This is a genomic window from Bacillus sp. CFBP9009 (assembly GCF_036541465.1).
GTDB lineage: Bacteria > Bacillota > Bacilli > Bacillales > DSM-1321 > Peribacillus.
Genome location: NZ_JAZHFU010000008.1, coordinates 23,696 through 41,728, shown reverse-complemented (window position 1 = coordinate 41,728; position 18,033 = coordinate 23,696). Strand labels below are relative to the sequence as shown.

At 38.9% G+C, this 18,033-nt stretch carries 17 protein-coding genes and 3 pseudogenes; 16 read left to right on the top strand and 4 right to left on the bottom strand.

Annotation, left to right across the window (positions count from 1 at the left end; translation table 11 throughout):
* The first annotated feature begins 227 nt into the window (after positions 1-227).
* From V3595_RS18460 to V3595_RS18450, 3 genes are read left to right on the top strand one after another with little or no spacing between them, the layout of a single operon-like run.
* Positions 228-980 carry a DeoR/GlpR family DNA-binding transcription regulator gene (locus V3595_RS18460; protein ID WP_137017728.1) on the top strand — a complete coding sequence of 251 codons (753 nt, stop codon included), beginning with the start codon at positions 228-230 and terminating at the stop codon, positions 978-980.
* Entirely contained in the window at positions 980-1,900 is a 921-nt protein-coding gene (pfkB, locus tag V3595_RS18455; RefSeq protein WP_485908696.1) for a 1-phosphofructokinase, read from the top strand. The genes V3595_RS18460 and pfkB overlap by 1 nt, the downstream gene beginning before the upstream one ends.
* A gap of 4 nt (positions 1,901-1,904) precedes the next feature.
* Positions 1,905-3,797: a PTS fructose transporter subunit IIABC gene (locus tag V3595_RS18450; RefSeq protein ID WP_485908695.1), complete on the top strand. Its 1,893-nt coding sequence runs from the start codon at positions 1,905-1,907 to the stop codon at positions 3,795-3,797.
* A gap of 135 nt (positions 3,798-3,932) precedes the next feature.
* Here the strand turns inward: V3595_RS18450 and V3595_RS18445 are convergent.
* A pseudogene (locus V3595_RS18445) lies at positions 3,933-4,151 on the bottom strand (IS5/IS1182 family transposase); the annotation flags it as partial.
* Between the two features lie 43 nt (positions 4,152-4,194).
* Positions 4,195-4,454, bottom strand: a pseudogene (locus tag V3595_RS18440) (IS1595 family transposase); the annotation flags it as partial.
* Positions 4,455-4,581: 127 nt separating this feature from the next.
* On the opposite strand from V3595_RS18440, the gene V3595_RS18435 reads away from it, so the two are divergent.
* The 4 genes from V3595_RS18435 (at position 4,582) to V3595_RS18420 (ending at position 7,119) form a co-directional block, all read left to right on the top strand.
* Positions 4,582-4,818, top strand: coding sequence for a hypothetical protein (locus V3595_RS18435; protein WP_485908694.1), 237 nt, complete (start codon positions 4,582-4,584; stop codon positions 4,816-4,818).
* Between the two features lie 575 nt (positions 4,819-5,393).
* The gene (locus tag V3595_RS18430) at positions 5,394-5,798 is read left to right on the top strand and encodes a secondary thiamine-phosphate synthase enzyme YjbQ (protein WP_485908693.1); all 405 of its coding nucleotides are present in this window, start codon (positions 5,394-5,396) and stop codon (positions 5,796-5,798) included.
* Positions 5,799-5,837: 39 nt separating this feature from the next.
* A complete protein-coding gene (locus tag V3595_RS18425; protein WP_485908788.1) occupies positions 5,838-6,401 on the top strand; it encodes a GNAT family N-acetyltransferase in 564 nt (187 codons plus the stop codon).
* A 118-nt stretch (positions 6,402-6,519) separates the two neighbouring features.
* On the top strand, positions 6,520-7,119 hold the full coding sequence (locus V3595_RS18420; RefSeq protein ID WP_485908692.1) for a cell wall hydrolase: 600 nt from the start codon (positions 6,520-6,522) through the stop codon (positions 7,117-7,119).
* Between the two features lie 61 nt (positions 7,120-7,180).
* Here V3595_RS18420 and V3595_RS18415 read toward each other — a convergent pair whose 3' ends face one another.
* A complete protein-coding gene (locus V3595_RS18415) occupies positions 7,181-7,768 on the bottom strand; it encodes a DUF2087 domain-containing protein (protein ID WP_485908691.1) in 588 nt (195 codons plus the stop codon).
* A 160-nt stretch (positions 7,769-7,928) separates the two neighbouring features.
* Here V3595_RS18415 and trhA point away from each other — a divergent pair, with 160 nt between their 5' ends.
* Both trhA and V3595_RS18405 read left to right on the top strand, forming a co-directional pair.
* Entirely contained in the window at positions 7,929-8,573 is a 645-nt protein-coding gene (gene trhA / locus V3595_RS18410; RefSeq protein WP_101225198.1) for a PAQR family membrane homeostasis protein TrhA, read from the top strand.
* A gap of 99 nt (positions 8,574-8,672) precedes the next feature.
* Positions 8,673-9,158 carry a YusW family protein gene (locus V3595_RS18405; protein ID WP_485908690.1) on the top strand — a complete coding sequence of 162 codons (486 nt, stop codon included), beginning with the start codon at positions 8,673-8,675 and terminating at the stop codon, positions 9,156-9,158.
* Between the two features lie 281 nt (positions 9,159-9,439).
* Here V3595_RS18405 and V3595_RS18400 read toward each other — a convergent pair whose 3' ends face one another.
* Positions 9,440-10,012, bottom strand: coding sequence for a biotin transporter BioY (locus tag V3595_RS18400; RefSeq protein WP_230175713.1), 573 nt, complete (start codon positions 10,010-10,012; stop codon positions 9,440-9,442).
* Between the two features lie 274 nt (positions 10,013-10,286).
* Between V3595_RS18400 and V3595_RS18395 the strand changes: the two are divergent.
* The 7 genes and pseudogenes from V3595_RS18395 to V3595_RS18365 form a co-directional block, all read left to right on the top strand.
* Positions 10,287-10,715, top strand: a pseudogene (locus V3595_RS18395) (NfeD family membrane protein); the annotation flags it as partial.
* Positions 10,716-11,159: 444 nt separating this feature from the next.
* On the top strand, positions 11,160-11,363 hold the full coding sequence (locus V3595_RS18390) for a hypothetical protein (protein ID WP_485908689.1): 204 nt from the start codon (positions 11,160-11,162) through the stop codon (positions 11,361-11,363).
* Positions 11,364-11,392: 29 nt separating this feature from the next.
* Positions 11,393-12,295, top strand: coding sequence for a recombinase zinc beta ribbon domain-containing protein (locus tag V3595_RS18385; RefSeq protein ID WP_485908688.1), 903 nt, complete (start codon positions 11,393-11,395; stop codon positions 12,293-12,295).
* Positions 12,296-12,703: 408 nt separating this feature from the next.
* The gene (locus V3595_RS18380) at positions 12,704-13,798 is read left to right on the top strand and encodes an L-dopachrome tautomerase-related protein (RefSeq protein WP_485908687.1); all 1,095 of its coding nucleotides are present in this window, start codon (positions 12,704-12,706) and stop codon (positions 13,796-13,798) included.
* Positions 13,799-14,095: 297 nt separating this feature from the next.
* Positions 14,096-15,589 carry a spore germination protein gene (locus tag V3595_RS18375; RefSeq protein ID WP_485908686.1) on the top strand — a complete coding sequence of 498 codons (1,494 nt, stop codon included), beginning with the start codon at positions 14,096-14,098 and terminating at the stop codon, positions 15,587-15,589.
* Positions 15,590-16,714: a GerAB/ArcD/ProY family transporter gene (locus V3595_RS18370; RefSeq protein ID WP_485908685.1), complete on the top strand. Its 1,125-nt coding sequence runs from the start codon at positions 15,590-15,592 to the stop codon at positions 16,712-16,714. It begins immediately after the preceding gene.
* Positions 16,711-17,784, top strand: a complete 1,074-nt coding sequence (locus V3595_RS18365; protein ID WP_485908684.1) for a Ger(x)C family spore germination protein — start codon at positions 16,711-16,713, stop codon at positions 17,782-17,784. Before V3595_RS18370 ends, V3595_RS18365 begins: the two co-directional genes overlap by 4 nt.
* Positions 17,785-18,033: the final 249 nt, after the last annotated feature.

Sequence of the window (18,033 nt, the reverse complement as noted above, 5' to 3'; positions counted from 1 at the left end):
AATAATAAGAACACCCCCTGTCATCATGACATGGGGGTTTTTTGTGTGAAGAACTGAAAGGATATTTTCATAGAAAAAGAGATAATGGGGTTCATGAAAGGTTATCTCAATAGTAGTTGAATGTTTTTGAAGGTATTTTTGAATGAATTTGATTATTTTTAAATGTTTGTGATTGATTATTCCTTCGTTTTCATATATGATGATGATATTAAAGTGAGGTGGGCGAATTGTTGACAACTGAAAGGCACCAGTTCATCTTATCGATCCTTAAAGAACATGGAACGGTAAAGCTGCAGGAGCTTGTAGATCAGCTACAAGCCTCGGAGTCGACCATTCGGAGAGATTTAGTGCAACTCGAAGAAATGAAGCTCTTGAAGCGCGTGCATGGCGGGGCCTCTTTACTTCAAAGAAAAGGCCTTGAGCCAACAACTATGGAAAAGCAAAACAAAGCAAGAGCTGAAAAACAACTTATAGCAAAGCTGGCGGCTTCATTCATAGAGAAAAATGATTGTATATATCTTGATGCAGGCACGACAACTGCGGAAATGATTCCTTATTTAAAGGATAAAAATATAACGGTGCTGACAAATGGTCTTATGCATATTCCAAAACTCATCGAATTGGAAATCAAAACAGTGTTAGTTGGTGGAACGATTAAATTTTCGACAAATGCGGTTATAGGAAGTAATGCTGTACAGTTTTTGAATGAATACCGTTTTGATAAATGTTTCTTGGGAATGAATGGCATCCATCAAGATCTGGGTTTCACAACACCCGACCCGGAAGAAGCTCTACTGAAGAAGATGGCATTACGCCTCTCTAACGAAACCTATGTGCTTGCTGACAGTTCAAAACTGAATGAAGCCACTTTCGCTAAGGTGGCAGATGTAAGCGATGCCATAATCCTTACTGACAGCAATGATGAAGAGGCTGTTGCTCAACTCGATAAAAATCCAAAGGTAAAGGTCGTGACCATTTAATGATTTATACAGTGACACTCAACCCATCCATCGATTACCTTGTCGAGGTGGAAAGTTTTCAAATGGGCAAGGTGAATCGAACCAGTTATGATGCAAAATTCCCTGGAGGGAAAGGGATCAATGTTTCCCGAGTGCTTAAAAGGCTGGGCAATAGTACGACAGCGTTAGGATTCATCGGTGGACAAACAGGTGAATTTGTAAAAAGGTTTTTAAGACAGGAAGAGATTTTCACGGACTTTACAGAGATAGCTGGAGATACAAGAATAAACATCAAATTGAAGACAGGGCTGGAGACCGAAATTAATAGCCAAGGGCCAGTCATTTCAAAAGGGAATTATCAACAATTATTTAGTCAGATTGAACAGTTGAATAATAATGATATCCTCATTTTGTCAGGAAGCATCCCTCCAAGCGTTCCATCGGATGTATACGAAGCCATGGCAAGGTCATGTTCCGATAACGGCATTAAAGTGGTGGTGGATACGAGTGGCAAGGGATTACTGAATGTCCTTCCACACCGGCCATTTTTAATAAAGCCCAATCACCATGAACTGGGTGAGCTTTTTTCCACCGAAATAAGAACGGTTGATGATGCTAGAGAATATGGCGCTAAATTGGTTGAAGCAGGAGCACAAAATGTTATTGTTTCAATGGCGGGACAGGGGGCCGTGCTTTGCACCGGTGGAGAGTCATATTCCGCAAATGTTCCAAAAGGGAACGTCATCAACTCAGTGGGTGCCGGTGATTCCATGGTCGCAGGTTTCATCGGGACATATGAAAGGACAGGGGATATTTTATCCGCTTTCCGCTTCAGTCTTGCCGCAGGAAGTGCTACAGCCTTTTCATCCGATCTCGGTACACTGGATAAAATTGAAGAGTTATTATCGCAAATTGCCATCAATCAACTAACAGGAGGCTGACTCTATGAAAATTACAGACTTGTTAAAATTGGATACAATCATAATAGATTTGCAAAGTGTTACAAAGCAAGCAGTCATTGATGAACTATCAGGAAAGTTAGCCGAGGCAGACAGGCTAAACGATGTGGAGGGTTTCAAAGCTGCCATCTTAAAACGTGAAGAGCAAAGCACAACAGGGATTGGTGAGGGGATAGCCATACCACACGCAAAAACAAATGCTGTAAGAATACCAGCCATCTGTTTCGGCAAATCGGTCAGTGGTGTGGATTATGAATCGCTTGATGGGCAGCCAGCTCATTTGTTCTTTATGATTGCAGCAAGTGAAGGAGCGAATGCAGATCACTTGGAAACCCTCTCCCGGCTTTCTTCGTTACTGATGGATGATAAATTCAGAGGCCGCTTGATTTCTGCTTCTTCCGGTGAGGAAGTGTTGGAGATAATCAATCAAAAAGAAATGGAGGCTTATGAAGAAGAAAGTGAAGAGGAGAAAACAAGTAATGGTGCCAGTGATAACAATAAAGGAGGTAAAATCCTTGCCGTTACAGCTTGTCCAACAGGAATTGCCCATACTTATATGGCTGCCGATGCGTTAAAGGCCAAAGCGAAGGAAATGGGAATCGATTTCAAAGTGGAAACAAATGGTTCCACAGGAATCAAAAATGGTTTAACCGCCGCAGAGATTGATGAGGCGGATGCAATTATCGTCGCAGCGGATAAGCAGGTGGAAATGGATCGATTTAATGGAAAACATGTCATTATTGTTCCTGTTGCCCATGGAATCCGGAAGACTGAGGAGCTGTTAACCAGAGCCGTGAATCAGGATGCACCTGTTTACAAAGGAACTGGAAATGATAAAAGTGATGAAGGTGATTCAGCTAAAGGAGGATTGGGGATCTACAAGCACTTAATGAATGGCGTAAGTAATATGCTTCCATTTGTCGTCGGGGGCGGAATCCTGATTGCGCTTTCTTTCTTTTTCGGGATCGAGGCAGCCGATCCGGCAAATCCGGAGTATAATCCCATTGCCAAAGCATTAAGTGATATTGGCGGGGGAAATGGTGCCTTCTTCTTACTTATCCCCGTCCTGGCTGGATTCATTGCTTCAAGTATTGCCGACCGTCCAGGTTTTGCTCCTGGTATGGTAGGGGGATTATTGGCAGCACAGGCTAATGCCGGTTTTCTTGGCGGACTGATCGCCGGTTTCCTTGCAGGTTATGTCGTCTTACTTTTAAGAAAATTGTTTTCCAAGTTACCGCAAACACTCGATGGCATTAAACCCGTTTTACTATATCCTGTATTCGGAATGTTAATTACAGGGTTTATCATGATATTTCTTATAAATGAACCAGTAACAGCAATTAACACGGGCCTGACCAATTGGCTGCAGGGCTTATCCGGAACGAACGCCATATTCCTAGGCCTGATTCTTGGGGGTATGATGGCTGTGGATATGGGTGGCCCTTTAAATAAAGCAGCATTCACTTTTGGGATTGCAGCCATTGAGGCATCAAGTTTCGGACCGCATGCTGCAGTAATGGCTGGTGGAATGGTTCCTCCTCTAGGAATCGCATTTGCAACTACATTCTTTAAAAGTAAATTCAGTGAAATGGAAAGGAAGTCCGGTTTCACTAATTACTTCATGGGTGCTTCATTCATCACAGAGGGTGCCATTCCTTTTGCGGCGGCGGATCCATTGCGCGTTATCGTCAGCAGTGTTGTTGGGGCAGCGACGGCAGGAGCCCTGTCAATGGCTTTTAGTGTAACCTTGCCAGCGCCACATGGGGGAATATTTGTCATCCCTCTAGTCAACCATCCTTTCCGCTATTTGCTGGCGATTTTAATAGGAGCCCTCATTACCGCTTTAATATTGGGATTCTGGAAAAAGAAACGGATATAAAAAAACTGAAAGAAAGCGGGTCCACGTACATTGGATCCGCACTCAGTTTGTAGACAAAAAGGTTTCGGAATGGCATCATTCCGGAACCTTTTTGAATTTTATTGGATGGAAGCAGTTATAAATAGAGGATCTATGATGACTATCATGCGTATTTTCTGCTGCCGCATGAAACGAATAGGCAAACTGTTTTGTTCTCTTGCACATAGTAGCTACTCTCAGGATCAGTTGAACTTTCTTTAATCTCCTTGTTTTCTTTCTTGATAAACTTATCTGGTGGAAAGGGCTTCTTTACACTGTTTTTACGATCTTGATTTATTTCTTCTTGAATGTGTCCTTGATGGCACGTGTTTCCTTAGGATAGATGGCTCACTATATCTAAAAATTAAAACCAACTCTAATAAATATCGATGTTTTTTGTTGCTACACCATTGAATCATTGCACCCATCCTTTTAAATGGCTGTGATAATTATTTCCATTCTGGATGTGGTAAAGTCTAGAGTCCTTTAACACGTTCTGTACAGTCTGATTTAAAGCGGCAACGATCGAATCCTTTGCTTTTTCCATACGAAGAAAAAGCCATTCAAGATCTTTGCAGAGCGTATTGTCCGATGTCAATTTAGTGCCGATCGAGCTTTGGCTAATTGGGGTTTTACAATATTGAAGTGATAATTTATCTATAAGAAAAATCATTGTAGATAGCTGTTATTACCGATTAACGAAACTTTTCAGTCATTAAGAACGTACAATTAATAATGGTGACCTAAAAACTGGGAGGAAGTAAGTATGGACTTGACCCCAAAACACCGAAACTTGTTGCTATCATTAACCACTGATTGGCAGACACCGATTCAAATTGCTGGCCGTCTTCCGAAAGAATGGGGAAATCTATCCTGTGTAAATCAGACTCTTAAAGAGTTAGTGCGTGAAGGGTTGGTGCAAGCTAATCCAGTAATGTTCGGTCTATTCCGATTAACCAAGGATGGCATGATCATAAAGGAGTTAGAATTAGGTGAGAACTAATGATATATCGGCAACTTACACAAGAGGATAAAATTCATTTTAGTTGATTCATCGAGTTTGTCTTCAGTCTGAAAGCGCATCGATTTACAGCGGTTCCGCTTTTCTTATATCCAATCCAAAACTTCAATCCGTTGCCGAAAGGGTGATACAAAAATGCGGTTCGCTTCAGGAAACCTTGCGTCACTTTAAAAGATATATGATTAATTATTAAATGTGGCTAGAAGCCTATAGCCTATCTGATTTTCAACTACAAGAGCTGGATGGGATTTTTCGGGCAGTCCTCAATTGATCGATCCGGATTAAAACCATTCTCCCCCTTAGCATTTTAAATCTGCAGGTTTCTCTTTTAAATAGAATTTCCGTGGAAATACTTCCTCAATCGGTCCACTTTATATGCAGGAGTGGCTAATTGAAAATGTTGACTTAAAATCCCCCCCTCATCCCTTATAGATTTAATATTAAAACAAAATAATTATAATAAGGTTTGCTAATCTTAATATCGACTGGTTTATTAAAGCATGAATGTAATGTTTATGGGTAAAGGAGTATTAAAATGACAAAAGGAGTGAACGTACATGCTGAAGAAAAACACCTTAAAAACGACGAAAAGGGATGATATGATTGATGTTACGACAGAAGTACAGACCTTCATTAATGAAAATGGGATTCAAGAGGGGATAGCACTTATATATTGTCCACATACGACAGCAGGAATCACGATTAATGAAAATGCTGATCCCGATGTCAAAAAGGATATGCTAAGAAGACTGGATGAGCAATACCCATGGAACCATACATTGGATTTACATATGGAAGGAAACACGGCTGCCCATTTGAAATCAAGTACGGTTGGTTCTTCACAACAGGTGATCATCCATAAAGGGAGCTTAGTCCTTGGTACCTGGCAAGGTGTATATTTTTGTGAATTCGATGGACCCAGAGAAAGGCAATATTTTATTAAATTATGTGTCGACCGGTAAAATGGAAGGTACAGCATGGATGAAGTGGGAGGAAGCGGATTGGACGATGTTTGGATTGAAGGAAGCAAAGTCATATTGAGGAATGTTAAACAAGCCGATTTAAAACGTTTATGGAGCCTGAAATATGGCGAAGCCGATCCAGAATGGAAAAAGTGGGATGCACCTTATCTTCCTCTTGAACTCATTGATTTCCATACGTATATCGATAAAGAACTGAAGCATAAAACCTATGATGAGAAAATGGGGGCTTACTCCGAGCTATTGATGGAAAAAAACGCTCAAATAATAGGATCTGTTGTATATTACTGGGAACATGAACCTTCACGCTGGCTTGAAATCGGAATTACGATTTTTGAGCCCAAGTATTGGAACGGCGGTTACGGAACAGAAGCGTTAATGTTGTTCATAGGCTATTTATTCGAAAAAATGGAGATTGAGCGCGTTGGGCTGACGACATGGTCAGGTAATGAACGTATGATCGCAGTTGGAAAAAAGGTAGGCATGCAAGTAGAGGGAAGAATGAGAAAATGCCGCTATCATGATGGTTATTATTATGATTCAATCAGAATGGGAATGCTGCGGGAAGAGTGGGAATCATTATAATTTCGTAGGTAAATTGAACCGTGAAAATTTTTCCTTCATTTCCTTGGAAAAAATTTAGCACTGTTTTCTCCCATATGGTCTGTTATCCTAGGAAGATGCTTAACGAGGAGGTTACAAGATGAAATTATCAGTATTAATAACCGTGATAATGACTCTAAGTGTCATCGTACTTGGGATAGCTTTCCCTAAGGGAACGACCAGTAAAGCTTCTGATGGGGCAACCAAACATGTCATTAAACAAGGTGAATCGATATGGGATATTGCAAAGCAGCACGGTGTTCCAATCGGTAAGTTAAAAGAAGTCAATCATAACGTAAATAATGTTGCCGAACCTGGTAAAACATTGATTATTCCACATGTAATGAATAATAAAGATAAAGAATTATTAGCAAGGCTTGTGCATGCAGAAGCCAAAGGGGAACCATACAGAGGGAAGGTCGAGGTGGCAGGAGTTGTTTTGAATCGCCTTGATAGCAATGAATTCCCTGATACGGTACGGGAAGTCATCTATCAAAAAAACCAATTCTCTCCCGTTGCTGATGGCAGTATAAACAAAGCAGCAGGAGATGATGCCAAGAGAGCTGTCAATGAAGCATTGGCGATTCATGGCTACACAAATGATGCATTGTATTTTTGGAATCCTAGCATTTCGGACAGCGAATGGATGAAACAATTAGAGGTAATCAAAATCATCGGCGGTCACCATTTTGCCATATAAACTGCATCTCAAGAACCGGCTTTCCAAATGGGAGGCCGGTTTTTATTTTAGAATCCTTCCGTTAAACGATGTCAGCCCACATCTCGCGGGGATTCAGTTCATAAATGCTGTTTTCACGGTACATGATGCTTCCGATAATGAGTTCACGCCTTATCGTTGCATAATCATCATGGAATGACTGTATGAATTCATTCAGTTCTTTTTCTGGATATTTACGTCCCTTTTCCAGAAGGCTGCCAATATGATGAAGGATGATCATTTTCTTTTTCCTTTGTGCTGGTATTGTTTTTAGTCGGCCATCTGGCGTAAAGAAGTTTTCAAGGATCTTTTTGTGTTCTAAATTCAGCTTTTGATTATCCATTTTATTAGAGTCCCCCTTAGTTGAAACCATTTTAGGTAATGCTGACGAATAATGCTTCAGTACATCTTCATTCAAAAAATAATATACCGTATTTTTTTCCCTGCGATCCTTCACTAAATTAATGTTTTTCAATTTCGTTAAATGGTGTGAAATGGTCGGGGCCGTCAATTTTAATATTCCTGCAAGTGCCTGTCCGTGTTTTGGGCCATTTGCCAGGATGGATATAATCCTAATCCTGGTTACATCACCAATCGTTTTGTGGAAAGCGACCAATTTTTCTAATTGCACTTTTATCCCCCTTTTTTAATTAGATTATCATCTAATTAGATGATAATCTAATTAGTGGGTATTAATCAAGTTAATATTCACTTTTCTATATTGCTTGGAAGATCTGGTGTATACTTTAGGTGAATACAAAAAAATTAAGCCGGAATTAAGGAGCTGTAACATGGCTAATACACATGTTTATACAAAAAAAGAAGAAGTGGTCAATGCGATAACCCACGGTATCGGCGTTTTGTTAAGTATTGCCGCACTTGTGTTTTTAATCATATTCTCAGCCCAAACAGGATCGCCTTGGCATGTAGTCATTTCAGTCATTTATGGTGTTTCCATGCTTCTTTTATATGTTTCTTCCACTTTAGTGCATAGTTTTCCAGAGGGGAAAACGAAGGATATATTTGAAATCTTTGATCATTCAGCCATTTATATATTCATTGCTGGGACATACACGCCCATCATGCTTCTTGTGATCCAAGGGTCACTCGGGTGGACACTGCTAGGTATAATTTGGGGAGTTGCAATCATTGGCGTCGTCTTCAAAGCTTTCTATGTGAAAAGATTCCTCTTCCTTTCGACGATTCTCTATATTGCAATGGGGTGGATGATCGTTATCGTTTGGGGACCACTTACAGCAACGATGCCTTCAGCTGGTATCCAGTTATTGATTGCAGGGGGATTGCTTTATACGTTTGGAGCCATCTTTTATGTTTGGCGCGGTTTTCCGTTTCATCACGCGGTTTGGCATGTATTCGTGCTTGGGGGGTCTGTCACACACTTTTTTGCGGTATTGTTTTATATCCTTCCACTATGATCACTTGGTTGATATGATGTATCTGAGAGATTCTTGAGGTTTTAAATGCCCCCTATTAGGAAATAAATAACGTATCCAAACTAAAGGAGGAAAAAACTAATGAGAAGATCAATCAAAATATTATCGGTCCCGTTTGCGTCTATGCTTGTTTTGGCTGGATGCGGCGAAGAAAACGATGAAGTGAAAAACCCGCCGGTTCAGGAAAATGAAAACCAAGCGGAAAATAATCCTGAAACAGGAACGGATAATAATGAAAAACTGCCTTTCACTTATAAGGATTTTCAATTAGAAGTGGATTATACAGGCAATGATAACGAATACGAAGCTGAATATGATACCATGGGAGCTCAAACAGAAGCTTCGATCGAGGACAAACTTAACAAACATGAAGTTCACGGTGATGAAGCAATGAAAGAATTGACCCCGATTTTAGAAAAATTGACATTCACCAAAGATTCATCAGATGAGGAAGTCATTCAAGAAGTGACAAAAGCTTTTAATTTAAAAGATGACTATCAAGAATTCGATCTAGAGGTCGTTTTCGATGATGGTACGAAAAAAGAATATCAAGTGAATAATAAGTAACCAAATCCGTTACTGTATTCTTCCTTATGTAATAAAATGGTAGCATGTTCATTGTGTCCTCAATAGTTGTCAAATTACTGTTACTATAGTAAAATGATTACGGTTAGCAAAGGGGATAATATACATTTGCTATTCATATTCGGACTTATGGGGATAGGACCGCAATAAATACTTGTAAAAAAGATTCTTTTTAAGAGTCTTTTTTTTATGCAGTGTTCCGGAATTTGAATATATATGAAAGAGAGGGTACCACTAGCGGTACCCTCTCTTTCGTTTACCCATCATTGGGAAAGTGGTGCATTTTTTTTTGGCAGCATATTAGCCGACGCTAACCTTGAACGGATTGTAATGCCAAGCCAAGATGCAAGGAATGCCTTTAAAACGCCTACGATTATAAATGGAGCAAAACCGCTGGCAAATGCCACTGGCCAAGATAATGAACTCATATATTTTAACCAAACCGTACCGATGACCAAAGTAACTATCATCCCGATTGTATTTGCAAGGAAAGCCATCGCAACTGAGAAACGCGTTTTTTCCAATATCAACCCCGTTATATACACTGTCGGGATATAGGATAATAAATAACCGCCAGTCGGACCGAATATCTTAGCTAGCCCTCCTGACATTTCAGCGAATACTGGTACTCCCGCTGCTCCTATGAACAAGTATAATAAAACGGAAGAGGTTCCATAACGTGAACCCAGTATCGTAGCTGCCAAACCAACAGCTAGAGTCTGTCCTGTAATCGGTACTATGGGCAGTGGAATTGTAATTTGGGCAAGTATTCCTATAAGTGCTGCAAATAAAGCTGTAACCATCATCATTCTTAACTTCTCATGACGTTCCTTCATCGTGCTTCCTCCTAATGTAAACCTAGTTATGTAACGAGTTAACATATAAAGAATTTTAATATGTTAAGTAAACACTGTCAATGATATTATGAATTTTTTTCAATAATGGTCTTTTAAAATAAATGAAACTTTTTGAATGCGTCATTAGTATGAATGGTAATAAAAGTAAATGGAGGGGATTATAACCATGTATTATCATTGTTGGTAAAACGCTTATCCTTGGTCCTTAAAGTAGTAAGCGGCTTTGAAAAATTGAATTAAAAGGATGAAAGAGATGGAGTTATTTGGAGTTCCATTAGAAACAGTTGAATTACCGGATATATTTAATCCAAGTCTCATTTTTAGCTTTTTCACCGTGTTTTTTGCGAGTGGGTTTTTGCTTGAATCGCTTTCAGGACTTAATGCTGGATTGAGTGCCGGCATTTCCCTGATCATTTCTTTTATTATCGTCACTTTACTGAATATATTTGTTCTGATTCCCATCTCATCAGCGGAAGAAAGTTTGACATTTCATGATAATGACCTGAGAGGGAGGGTCGGCAGGGTTCTGACATCAATCCCGGTTGACGGGTTTGGGGAAGTCCTGATTGAAAGCATCAGCGGAAGCATCGCGAAAACTGCGGCAGGTTATAAGAATGAAGGTATTGTTTCGGATACAAAGGTCTTGATCATCGAAGTTAAAAATGGGGTTGTCTATGTTACATTTAACAAAGTAATAGAAAAAACTAATGAAATTCATCGTTTTCCTTTTATGCTAGATGCAATTTTTAAAGAAGATATTGAACAGTCAAACAAAGATGCTATTGTAGAATTTATTAGCAAAAACAAACCTAGAGATACACAAATAATCCTTTCAATTGCAGAGATAAAAGAATTTGAAAACAAGATAAATGAATACAATAAAAATTATTTTAATCAAAATGCAAAACTAATTTGTATAGGAGAAGGAATTAGAGATCGAGCTTTTCTTAGTAAATATGATGGTAGTATAGATGATTATTTAGAAGAAACATTTAACATTATTTGTTAAAAATGTAATAAGTTATAAGACAAGTTCAAAAAAACTTTTCTTTTTTTTATGGCTACTTAAAAAACAAACTAATTTCCTTATATGTTGAATGTACCTAACATGGAGGAGGTGGAAATTGTGATTACAATAGTTGGACGTCATTTTTGTGTAGATATAAGAGGTATCAATGTAAATAATGTCTCAAATGAAGAATTTAAAAATGAGATTGATGGAATCTGTACCTTAATACAGAAAAACACAGAGGATATAAAGTACTATTTAGAAAATTATTTAGAGAGTCAGTATAAAGGTAGTCATACATTTAGGATTAATAAAAGATAGTAATAGGAGAGTGTAATTAATGTTTATTATTGAATGCGAAAAGAATTGTAAATAATCACATTTATATAGGTAAGATGGTATGGAGAAAGCACCAAGAATGGAATACAAAGAGAAGGGCGGGAAAAACTGAACCCTTAATTGTAGATGGTGTGCATGAGCCAATTATAGAGTTAGAATTATGGGAAAAGGTTCAGCAGATAAATGAATACCAAAAAAAATCGTTTACTTCCAATAGGGATTTCAATGGAAACTTCTTCTTAACAGGGTTATTAAAGTGTCCAAAGTGTGGTGCTGGCACAGTAATGAGCAAATCAAAGAAGAAAAATAGTGATGACTACCACCTTTATTATATGTGCCAGGCATACCACAGCAAAGGGAAAGCGGTTTGCAAAGCAAATTTAATAAAAAAAGAAGTTGTAGAACAAAAAGTGATGAGTGAAATATCATTCCTAATAGACAACAATGATATCTTAAGCGAACTGTTAAAAGAGCTTAACAGTGATAATGAGAAGGTTAATGAAACATATATAGCTGATAAGAAGATTTTCCGCAGACAGTTGAACAAAGCTTTAGATAAACGTGCAAAGCTAGACAAAGATTATTTTGCAGATGAATTAGAAAGTAGCACTTACAACAGGTTAATGAACGATCTACAGAAAGAGATAGAAAGTTTAGAAAGCAATATAAGGAAATCAGAAAGTAAAATTACTAGTAATGAACGTTCTATAAATAAGGATGAAATTATTTTTGCCCTAAAAAATTTCAATAAATTGTTTGAAATAGTTAGCGATGAGGAAAGAAAATTACTTGTTAGTTCTTTAATAAAAGAAATACAGGTGGAGGAGAACCGGAAGGAAATTAAAAAGATTACCTTCTGGTTTTCTTCTGATTATGTTTTAGCATCTAATAAAGCTCGCAGAACCGTATCATAAGTAAATGAGGTTCTTAAATAATCTATATTAAATGAATATCCGCCCACTTTATAGGCTTCTAAAAATTCTTACTTATGCTCAGGATGAAAAAGTTACACTAAACTTAAAAATACTCCCCTTTAAATGAGACAGATTTATTTTCTAATCAGGCTGCTGGACGGGAGCAAATCATAATAGTTTTTATGTTAGTTCTAAAATTGACTGCAAACGTAAATTCAGATGCTCTCATTCCCCGTCTTTGGAGAGCCAGTGGAAGTTTGAATCACTATATCGAAACTCCCATGTTTCTCCTGGACTAATAAACCCACAGCATCCATCACGATAGAAAAATTTATCGAGAACCAGGCACTACAAAAAATTTTCATCATATATAGGTGATATCCGTTCGGATTTGATGAGGAGGATATCATGCAACCTATGTTACCTATGGAAAAATATTTTGGGCAGTTTGAACTGGTGCATGCTTTTTATGGGGCTATGCCTACAGGTGTCAGCGTTTCCGAAACCGGTCGTATTTTTGTATGCTTTCCGAAATGGGGAGACGACGTTCAATTTACTGTGGCGGAAATTGTTGAGGGTGAATTGCAGCCTTATCCCAGTGTAGAAACCAATTTAGTTAATACTGGGAATATTACGATGTCTTTCGTCAGTGTCCAAAGTATCGTTGCTGATGGAAGAGGAACACTTTGGGTACTAGATACAGGGGCACCAAATTTTTCTGAACCTATTCAAGGGGGAGCAAAATTAGTTGCTGTTGATTTAAGCAAGAATACAATAAGGAGAGTATATACCTTTACAGAAGATGTTGTCTTGCCAACAACTTATCTGAATGATGTACGTTTGGATTTTCGGGTTGGAAGAGCAGGCTTTGCATATATAACGGATTCTTCTTCCAGAGGGCCAGGGGCTATTATCGTCGTAGATTTAGAAAATGGGAACGCGTTTAGACGGTTAAATGGGGCAAATTCAACTTCACCCGATCCCTATTTTTTACCGAAAGTAGAAGGTCAAATTTTAATGAATCGAAACAAAGACGGTTCAACTTCTCCATTTAGATTGGCGTCTGATAGTCTTGCGATTTCTCCCGATGGAAAGATATTATTTTTTGCTCCACTAACCAGTCGTCATTTGTTCTCGATCTCAACAGAAGCCCTTAGAGACAGAACGATACCGGACATGGATTTACCTTATCATGTGGAGTATTGGGTAGAAAAAGGTGCATCTGATGGAATGATCACCGATGCAAAAGGAATCGTTTATGCTGGGGACTATGAAAATAACAGTATTCGAAAGATATTGCCGAATGGAGCAATGGAAACCATTGCACATGATCCAAGAATACTATGGCCTGATACTTTTTCAATTGGCCCTGATGGGTACTTATATGTCATTGTAAACCAATTACATCGGCAGGCCAGATTTCATTATGGAAGAGATTTACGAGAAAAACCTTATAGTTTACTTCGTATGAAAATTGGCGAATTACCTGCTCCAGCCTTTTAATAATAATGGTCTACTTCCTTCACAGAAGTAGGCCTTTTAGATGTTATTCAGCTACTTCTAGCCTTATTCATGGATAGATTGCGGCTCCCCTGAAAGATCATAAACCCAGGTTTAACTCTCTTTCTTAAATGAGTTTTTATTCTTTACAAATAGCATGAATGACACTGGTCGTCTCCGCATTGACAGGGGCGGCTTTTCGACGTGGAAATGGATAAGAAAAGGCGGAATGAGCATAATAATCCTGGAAAGAACGGGAGTTTTTACAGAACTTATTAAGGATTTCAGGTGAGAAAATATATGTTTGGGAAAAAGAAAAGCAATCAAATCCGTCATGAAAATAAGGACGGCAACCAGCTTTTTCAAAAGAATAATGATTTATCTATAGCTGCTGTCAAGGACCTGATTTCAAATATGGATGATGGAGAATTGATAGAACACAGGATTAATAAAGACCGGAATATAACTCTTATTTTCATCCGAACATTGATTGACGTTGAGAGGTTAAATGAATCCATCATTCAGCCGTTAAAAAATTGTTCTGAAGATATGATACATACCTGCATTGCCTCAGTAAAAGCGGCTGCTCTGACCAGCCTTGATGAAGCACAGCAGCTGATGATGTTGGGACATGTGCTCCTTGATGACGGCAAGGGACGCTGTTGGGCTGTTCCATTTGAAAATCCATTAGGTAGAAGCATTGAACCATCGGAAACAGAAACCATTTTATACGGTCCTAAGGACAGCTTTACCGAACAGATTGACCAAAATATCACTTTGCTTCGAAGAAGGCTTCCGGTGACTGAACTTAAAACGGAGAAGTTTTCTGCCGGGTACCTGACTAAAGCGAAGGTTGTATTACTGTATTTAGAGGGAATCGCCAATCCAGATATTGTAGATATCGCCCGCAAAAAAATTTCCAAAGTAAATTTTGATATGGTGATTGAACAGTCGAATCTGGCAGCGTTTATGGAGGATCACATCCATTCGGTCTTTCCGCAGTTTCAGCAGACAGATCGTCCCGATCAATGCGCCTATTCTCTTGGACTTGGAAAAATCGTCATTCTAGTGGCAAATACACCGTTTGCGTTAATTGCTCCTATCACCTTTTTTCATCTCTTTCAATCATCAGAGGACTATATCCACAAATGGATGGTTGCCAGTTTCCTGCGATGCCTTCGGTATGTAAGCTACTTGGCGTCTATTACATTAATCCCTTTTTACGTTGCGTTAACCACCCATCACTATCAGGTTATTCCGCTGCAGATTCTGTTTGTTTTATTAGAATCCAGGAGTAAACTGCCATTTAGCCCCTTCTGGGAAGCGCTATTCATGCTTTTGATTCTGGAAATTATTAAAGAAGCCAGTTTGAGGATGCCATCAAAAACAAGCACAACTCTGGGTACAATCGGTGGTATTGTTATTGGCCAGGCAGCAGTGGAAGCAGGGTTTGTAAGCAAGGTGTTAATTGTTTTAGTGGGTGTAGCCGCAATTGCGTCTTTTTTAGTTCCGAATTATCTGTTAAGTAAGACTAACACACTCATTCAATTTGTATTTTTAATTTTAGCATCGTTACTGGGCATTCCGGGAATTGTGTTTGGAATGATCTATATGCTCGCACACCTTAATGGACTTACAAGCTTGAAGCAGCCATATTTTGCCCCGGTTGCGCCCTTCTATTGGAGAGATTGGATGGATTTCTTCATTCGGGCTCCTATTCCATGGATGAAAAAGCGTCCAGCACATTTACATCCTCTCTTTAAATGGAGATATAACCGAGGAGATGATCACTAGATGGGGGATTTTATATTATTTGATAAGACTGCTCAACTTGGAAAAGGATATATTATTGCATTCGCAAACCGTTCACAAATGCTTTATTTTATATTATTTTTGCCAAAGTTTTTAGAGATGCCGGATTTATTATTAGGGATACTGGCAGTAGGAATCCTATCTCAGATTAACCTGTTTATTTTATCAAAGTGCCTGTCTTCTAAATATACGCAGCAGGGGTATCATGGATTCGTTGATCTTTTAGGCCGGAGGACGCTTCGTATAATAGCCTTTGCCGGGATTGCGTTCATTTTTATAAAGATGAGTATGATTATTCTGGGGTATGCTGAAATCGTCCATCAATTTATTTTTCCTGCTATGCAGCGACCGTGGATTATCCTGTTTATTTTGCTGATAAGCACCTATATTGCCAGTCAGGGGATGGAAAAAACACTGCGCTTTGGCATTATTGCTTTTCTATGTACCTTTTGGATCATCCTGCTTTATATTCCGTATTTCTTTCCTCCTGCAGCTGAGCTGCATGATCTATATCCTTTGATCCCAACAGATTGGTCACATAAACCCTGGAAAGGCATATTAATGGTCTGGTCCTCTTTATCAGGACCGGAATACTTAATTCTGGTGCTGCCTTGGATAAATTCCAAGCAAAAGATGCTGAGATATTTATCGATTGCAAATGCGATTTCTATTTTAGAGTATTTGCTGCTTTTCATGGCATGTCTGTTCTTTTTCGGAACCACTTACCTGGGGAAAATAGGTTTTCCGGTAGTAAATATGATCAGGTACCTTCAGTCTCCTGTTTTTGAGAGAGTGGAAATTATCATGATTTCCCTGCAAATGTTTCACTATGTTTTCTTTATATCCGTTTTGCTGCTTTGTTTATATGGTGCCATACGCATTTCTGCAGGAACTCAGGATAAAGAAACTACACGTAAAGGTTTTTACGCTGTGTGCTTACTTGTCCTGGCAGGTGTGTTTTTAATTCAGCAGTTCTATTGGAGAGAAGGAAAAGAACTAAGCCGCTGGGCAAACGTGCAATTATGGTCTGGTGCCTTTACTTATTTACTAATTCCATCTCTCCTCCTGGCTGCCACTAAAATAAAGGGGAGGCGTTCCAGTCTATGAGGGCACTCACTTCATTTATGCTTATATTAAGCAGTATAGGTCTTTTAACTGGCTGTTCTCCTTTTACAAATGACAATACAGTTGAAGAAATTGCGCCTGTTACCTTTTTGTCCGTTGAAGCGGGAGGAGAAAAAGGTAAATTAAAAGTCTCTACATTGGTTCCTCCTGTCATGAAGGAAGATAAACAATTTTTTTCCACCAATGTCACATTATTAGATCAGGGAAGGAGGAGCTTTAATCTAAAATATTACCGGGAAATTAAGCTCGGGCAGCTCCGTATGCTGTTTATTGATGAAAAGGTTGCCAGAAATGGAATTGTATCATTGATTGACACGCTATTAACCGATCCAGATGTATCTCCGCGGCTTTATCTCGTTGTATTAAAAGGTGATTTCGAAGCATTTATCAAGAATCGTATGGAGCAGCAAGAAGATTTGGATTACTATCTATACAGGATGTTTAAGCATTACGAAAAGGGGCAACAGGGAGAAATTACAGTTACAAATATTCATGAGTTTATGGAAAAAGTGTATTCTCCTTATTCAGATCCGTTCATTCCGGTATTTAAGGTGGATAAAGACAATTTTAGCTATGAGGGCACTGGATTTTTTGGGAATGGAAAGTTAAAAGGTGGTTCTGATAAGAATCAAGACCAATTTTTTCAGCTTCTAAACAACTATCATTTTCTTAATAACATGATCATTACACCATTGGACGTCTCTCTGGGGGAAGTCCGTTCGCGTGTTACGACACATGTAAATCTACATGACCATACCGTTTCATTTAAGATTCATTATAGAGGCAGAATCGATGAATACCGAGGCAACAAAGACCTGGACAGGCAGGCCAGCATTTACGAATTAGTCGACGAGCTCGAGGGCTATATGGAAGAGGGCACCGTTTCACTGCTAAAAAAATTTCAGGAATTGAAAGTGGATCCCCTTGAAATTGGCGGACAGACGATGGGACCCGCTTCAAAGCCCATGTCAGAAGAAGACTGGATAAAGTTCTGGCAGAGTGCAAAAATAAAAGTTGACTGTTATTTCGAACTTGAACCTTTATCCATTTAATATAGAGTACAAGTAGCTGCGATACATTTCGCAGCCTGTTTTTTTATACCTTGACAATCATTCTGCTGTCGGTGAAGGTAGTAACAAGCTATTGCGGATGCCTACGGTATTATAAATTCCTCACAAGTAAAAGCTTGGGTCAAAAAATTGTATGAAGCAGGAAGTACTGAGGCCTTTAAACGATTGACATCACCGGGTTCAGGGGCTAAGGGGGTTGCAAATCCTTTAAAGGGGAAACGTATTTACTTT